This window comes from Actinoalloteichus spitiensis RMV-1378 (assembly GCF_000239155.1).
Lineage (GTDB): Bacteria > Actinomycetota > Actinomycetes > Mycobacteriales > Pseudonocardiaceae > Actinoalloteichus_B > Actinoalloteichus_B spitiensis.
On record NZ_AGVX02000667.1, the window covers coordinates 1 to 5,794 of the forward strand.

Here is a 5,794-nt window from a genome sequence, read left to right on the forward strand (position 1 = left end):
GGGAACGAGCCGGTGTCCCTCGAACGAGCCGCTCCCCGAAGCCTGCGCGGCGGGCCGCCTCCCAGCCAGCTCCGGCCGGTCCCCCTCGGGTCGTGCGCCGCGCACGCCCCGTTCCTCCCTTCCCCCGGCCTCCGGTCCTCGGTCGGGCGACGTGTGGAATCTTGGGACGGCTCCGGTTGGGGAGCGCGGATGCCGCATGTGGAAGCTGGAGCGTCGGTGGACCTACTTCTCGAGCGAACCGTCGAATCCGGGATGGCGCTCGTCGCCGCCGCCGGACTGGTCGCGTTGGCCAGTGTCCTGCACCGGGGGAGCTGGCGGCTCCTGCGCAACGTCGTGACCATCGTCCACGAGGGTGGTCACGCGATCGTGGCGCTGCTGACGGGACGACGGCTCGCGGGGATCCGGTTGCACTCCGACACGTCGGGCGTGACGGTGTCGGTGGGACGACCGCGAGGGCCGGGCATGATCGCCACCCTCGTGGCCGGGTACCCGGCCCCGTCGCTGCTGGGTCTGCTCGCCGCCTACCTCGTCACCAACGGGATGACCCGGGGGCTGCTGATCGGGTCCGTCGTCGTGTTGGCAGCGATGCTGCTCGCCATCCGCAACCCCTTCGGCGTGTTGTCGGTACTGCTGACGGGGGCGGTGATCTTCCTGGTCGCCTGGTTCGCCGCCGTCGAGGTCCAGGAGGCGTTCGGCCTCCTGTTCGCCTGGTTCCTGCTGTTCGCCGGGGTGCGTCCCGTGCGGGAGCTCGGGAGGATGCGCAACCGCGCGGACACCCGCGACTCCGATGCGCACCAACTCGCCCGGCTCACCGGAGCGGGCCCGTTGCTGTGGATCGCCATGTTCTTCCTCATCAACATCGCGGCGCTCGTCGTCGGCGGTGGGTTCCTGCTCGGTCTGCTCTGAGCTCCGCCGGCACGCGGGGGGCGGGGCGGCGCGAGGTCGTCGAGGTGGGGCGCGGGTCGGGAGCGGTGCACCCGGAGCGGTGGGTGACCGTTCGCGGGCGGTAACCTGCCTCACCCGCTCGTCACGCCGGTGGCCGTCGAACGCGGCGGGAGGTCGGGCCAGCCGCCCCGTGCCCTGGAGAAAAGGGGACCAGGGTCGTCGGTGTGGCGGGGCGGAGTGGACCCGCTCACCCCGCCGGACGGCCCACTGCGGAGTGCTACCGTGGCCACCGGTTCAGGAGCAGGGCCGTTAGCGGGTTTGCCGAGTAGCAGGAGTTGGAATGCAATCGGGTCTTGGTGCCCAGCGGTCGCTGGCCTACAACCGCCCGTCCGCCTCAGTGAACGAGGCCGTCGTCGTCCTCGACTTCGGGTCGCAGTACAGCCTGTTGATCGCGCGCCGTCTGCGCGAACTGGGCGTGTACTGCGAGCTGCTGCCGGCGGACAGCTCCAAGGAGCGTATCGCCGAGCTGGCCCCCAAGGGAATCATCCTCTCCGGCGGGCCGCAGAGCGTGTACGACGCCGGTGCTCCCGGCCTGAGCGAGGCGGTCCGGTCGGCCGGCGTGCCGGTTCTCGGCATCTGCTACGGAGCGCAGCTGATCGCCTACCACCAGGACGGTCGGGTCGAGGCGGCGGAGCGGCGTGAGTTCGGCCGCTCGACGGTCAAGGTCCTCGAGGACAACCTCCTCTTCGAGGGGATCGGCGAGTCGCTCGAGGTGTGGATGAGCCACACCGACCACATCCTCGAACCCCCGCCGGGCCACCGGGTGGTCGCCCGCAGCGAGGGCGGGCTGATCGCCGCGATGAGCGACGGCGCGCGTTACTGGGGCGTGCAGTTCCACCCTGAGGTGGCCCACACCCCGCTCGGCCGCACCATCCTGGAGAACTTCGTCCGGCGCATCTGCGGCTGCGTCGAGCAGTGGTCCACCACGTCCTTCGTCGACGAGACCGTGGAGTGGTTGCGGGAGCGGATCGGCGACCGGCGGGCGATCTGCGCCCTCTCGGGCGGTGTGGACTCCGGCGTGGCGGCGGCACTGGCCGCCCGCGCCGTGGGTGACCAGCTGACGTGCGTCTTCGTGGACAACGGCCTGCTCAGGCAGGACGAGGCCGACCAGTGCATGGCGGTGTTCGCCGAGCACCTCGACATGAAGGTGCTCAAGGTCGACGCCTCCCAGAAGTTCCTCGAGGCGCTCGACGGGGTCACCGACCCGGAGGAGAAGCGCCGGCGGATCGGGCGCTGCTTCATGGAGGTCTTCGAGGAGGTCGCCCCCAGCCTCGAGGGCGCCGACTACTTCATCCAGGGCACCACCTACCCGGACGTCATCGAGAGCGCCGGCGACTCGGGTCGGCACTCGGCCGCCGCCACCAAGATCAAGACGCACCACAACGTGGGCGGCCTCCCGGACACGATGAAGCTGGAACTGCTGGACCCGCTGTCCTTCCTCTTCAAGGACGAGGTGCGCGCCGCCGGGCGGGTCCTCGGCCTCCCCGAGCAGATCGTTGACCGGCACCCCTTCCCGGGGCCCGGCCTGGCGGTCCGGATGACCGGCGCCGTCACCCCCGAGCGGTTGGAGCGGCTGCGCCGGTCCGACGAGATCTTCATCTCCGAGCTGCGGGCGGCGGGGCTCTACCAGCGGACGGCGCAGGCCCTTGTGGTGCTCACCTCGGACAAGAGCGTCGGCGTGCTGGGCGATTTCCGCACCTACGAGGACGTCGTCGCGCTGCGCGCCGTCGACACCGAGGACTGGATGACGGCTGACTGGTCCCGGCTGCCCTACGACTTCCTCGCCAGGGTCAGCAACCGGATCGTGAACGAGGTGCCCGGGGTCAACCGGGTGGTGTACGACATCAGCAGCAAGCCACCGGCCACCGTCGAGTGGGAGTGAGCGCCGCACCGGCGTCCTGAGACGGAACGGACCCGGACACGGACGGAGCCGGGGCGGTCGATCCGCCCCGGCTCCTGCTTCTCCGCCGGCCGCCTAGTTGCTCGGTCGCTGTTCTCTGGTCCGGAGGGCTAGTGGCGCACCCGCCAGGTCCTCCTCGTTGCACAACAACTTGAGGTCGTAGTACGGCGCGCCCTCGCTGTCGTCGTAGTCGAGGTGGACGGCGATGACGTCCACCGGTTCGCCCAGCCACTCCTGGGTCTGCCGCAGCCAGGCCGCGGACCGTTCCAGTGCCGAGGGCAGATCGTCGTCGCGGAACTGCACCGGACGGTAGGGAACTCCCTGAACCTGGTCCCTGGTGTCAAACGGACGCGGAAGTCCGGTGGCCACGCCCGCGTCGTCAAGGTCGAGTCGGATGGTTTCCTCACTCACAGTCGAAGACTCCCGCAGCCGCAGGCGGGATGCAACTCTCCTGCGGCTTTCGCCCCTGGTCCGGGTGTGCGGTCGGGCGCGGCGCGGGGCTCGCTCGGCGGGTCGTCGCGCCCGGTGGCACCACCACGACCAGCGGGCCTGTTCGGAGTGTGGCGTCGTGAACCCGGGCAGTGAAGTAATGAGGCTCTCTTCTGAGTGATTGACAACGGGGGGACCTGGTGATCCACGCGACTATTGATCACCAGTGGTGATCGGCCGGTCGGTCCGGTGCCGTCGTGCCGTGCCGTTCCGGCCTGCTGCCGACTGGGGCGTCGACTCGGCTCCCGGGCTCGACCCTCGCGCCGAAGTCGCAGATCAGAAGCCATTACTTCCGCCCTGCGCATCGAATCCACTCCGGTTAGCCTCGGCATCGTCCGGTCACTGTCGGCAGCGGGGTCGTCATGTTTCGTCGTCGCACTGCTTCCCCCGGCAGGGGTCACGCCACCGGGTGGGGGCGCTGGGGCAGGGCCGCGCGGGTGGGGCTCGTCGCGGTCCTGGTTCCGGTCGTGCTCACGGGGACGGTCACCGCCCCGGGAACGGCCGCCGCGCACACGTCGCCCGCCCGCACGATCCTCCACGGCCCGCACGTCGCCCCGCTGGCGGTTCCTGCGGCGCCGCTCCCCAGCCTCGAACTCCCGGCGCCTCCAGAGCTGGACGGGGACACCGGACCTGGCGACCAGAACGCGGCCGGGGCCGAGAACGGGGGGCCCGCCTGGACGGGGAGCCCGGAGCTCCCACCCGACTGGCCGTGGGGCGACGGGCCGCACCGTCCGTCGGCGGACGATCTCGAGGAGTCCGGCCGCGGGGTGGGGAGCGGCCCGCCGACCGTGGTCGACGCGGCGGCGCTGACGGCCATGCCGGTCCCCGTCTTCCCGTTCCTGCCGGTTGCGCGGCCGGTGATCAGCGTTCCGGAGCCGGTCGAGGTCAGTGGCCCCTCCGAACCGTTCACCCTTACCGGCAGGGTCACCGGCGCCACCTCGCTCACCGTGCAGCGGGTACCGGTCGCGGTGGCGGCAGACGGGACCTTCTCCGTCGATTTCCCCACCCCACCCCCCGCCATCGAGGTCGTCGCACGGGCCGCCACCGGTGTCACCACCGAACGGCGGATCGTGGTGGACGTGCGGTACCCGGCGGGCCGGGCGGTGCACGTCGGAGCCGAGGCCTGGGCCCGCGCCCCGGTTCGCGCGGAGATCCTGCGCCTGGCGGAGGAAGGGCGGATCGACACCGTCCAGCTGGACGTGAAGGACGAGCACGGGTGGGTGGCCCACGCGACGGACGTCCCCCTCGCCCGGGAGATCGGCGCCGTGCGGGAACGGTACGACGTCGCCAGCACCCTGGACCTGCTGCGCGCGGCCGGCGTCCGTGTGGCGGGGAGGATCGTGGCGTTCCGCGACCCGGTGCTCGCCGGCTGGTCCTGGGAGCGCGGGGAACCGGACCGGGTGGTGCGTTCCCGGGACGGGGCGGCCTGGGGAGCCGGGTACGGCGGCCCGGTGTTCACCAACTTCGCGAACGCCGAGGTGCGGCAGTACAACATCGACCTCGCCGTGGAGGCCGTCGAGCTCGGGTTCGACGACGTCGTGTTCGACGAGGTGCGCCGGCCGCACGGCGCACCCGACCTCCTGTGGTTCCCGGGGCTCGAGGGGGCTCCGGAGCAGGAGGTGGCCGAGTTCCTCCGCGACGCCAGGAACGCCGTGCGGCCCTACGGCGCGTACGTGGGAGCCGCCGTGCACGGGGTGGCGGCCACCCGCCCCACCGAGGTGGCCCAGGACATCCCCGCGATCGGCGGCCAGGTCGACTTCGTCGCGCCGATCCTGTTCCCCTCGAGCTGGGGGCCGGGGGAGTACGGGATCGCGCGACCCGAGTCGCAGCCCTACGAGATCACCCGGCGGGCGCTCGCCGACGTCGTCCGGTTGCTGGACGGCTCGGGGGCGCAGGTCGTGCCGTGGCTCCAGGACTTCTCGGTGGGGACCGACTTCGGACCGGACGAGGTGCGTGCCCAGATTCGGGCGGTCGAGGAGACGTCGGCCTCCGCGTACCTGCTCTGGAACCCCGCCGGCCGGTATCACGAGGAGACGGGGGAGAAGACGGGATGAAAAATTCCCGGAACCCTGTAATACGAAGGGGGGCTGCGGCGACCCACGGGTGGGCTGGTTGTTGATGCGTTCGGCACCCATCCCGGTCCTGCGGGAGCCACCGGGGCTTTCCGCTCACTGACGGTATTACACAAGGATTGGGGTGTGACGGCGATGCGTGCTTTCAAGAGGTGGTTCATCAGATTCCTGCACGACCTGGATCGCGGTGGGGATGTCATGCGCGGGGTCACTCCGCGCGCCTGAGCCCACCGTGCGTCACGGGCCGCGGGGCGTTGGCGGCTCGCGGCCGGTGTGCCGTCCGCACCGGCCCGCGACGGTCGCGCCTCGCGGCCCGTTCTCCGCTGCCGTCAGGTGTTTTCGCGCCGGCGGCGGCGATGGGGGAGGGCCAGCGCTCCCGCCGGGCGCG

The 5,794-nt window shown here is 71.5% G+C and carries 4 protein-coding genes; 3 read left to right on the forward strand and 1 reads right to left on the reverse strand.

The window, feature by feature from the left end; all coding sequences use genetic code 11:
* The first annotated feature begins 252 nt into the window (after window positions 1–252).
* Together ACTIDRAF_RS0223620 and guaA are read left to right on the forward strand one after the other, a co-directional pair.
* On the forward strand, window positions 253–906 hold the full coding sequence (locus tag ACTIDRAF_RS0223620; RefSeq protein WP_016701161.1) for a M50 family metallopeptidase: 654 nt from the start codon (window positions 253–255) through the stop codon (window positions 904–906).
* 319 nt (window positions 907–1,225) lie between these two features.
* Window positions 1,226–2,827 carry a glutamine-hydrolyzing GMP synthase gene (gene guaA / locus ACTIDRAF_RS0223625; protein WP_016701162.1) on the forward strand — a complete coding sequence of 534 codons (1,602 nt, stop codon included), beginning with the start codon at window positions 1,226–1,228 and terminating at the stop codon, window positions 2,825–2,827.
* 93 nt (window positions 2,828–2,920) lie between these two features.
* On the opposite strand, the gene ACTIDRAF_RS0223630 is transcribed toward guaA, so the two are convergent.
* On the reverse strand, window positions 2,921–3,256 hold the full coding sequence (locus ACTIDRAF_RS0223630) for a hypothetical protein (protein ID WP_016701163.1): 336 nt from the start codon (window positions 3,254–3,256) through the stop codon (window positions 2,921–2,923).
* Between the two features lie 515 nt (window positions 3,257–3,771).
* Here ACTIDRAF_RS0223630 and ACTIDRAF_RS35425 point away from each other — a divergent pair.
* Entirely contained in the window at window positions 3,772–5,388 is a 1,617-nt protein-coding gene (locus ACTIDRAF_RS35425) for a putative glycoside hydrolase (protein WP_016701164.1), read from the forward strand.
* The last annotated feature ends 406 nt before the right edge of the window (window positions 5,389–5,794 follow it).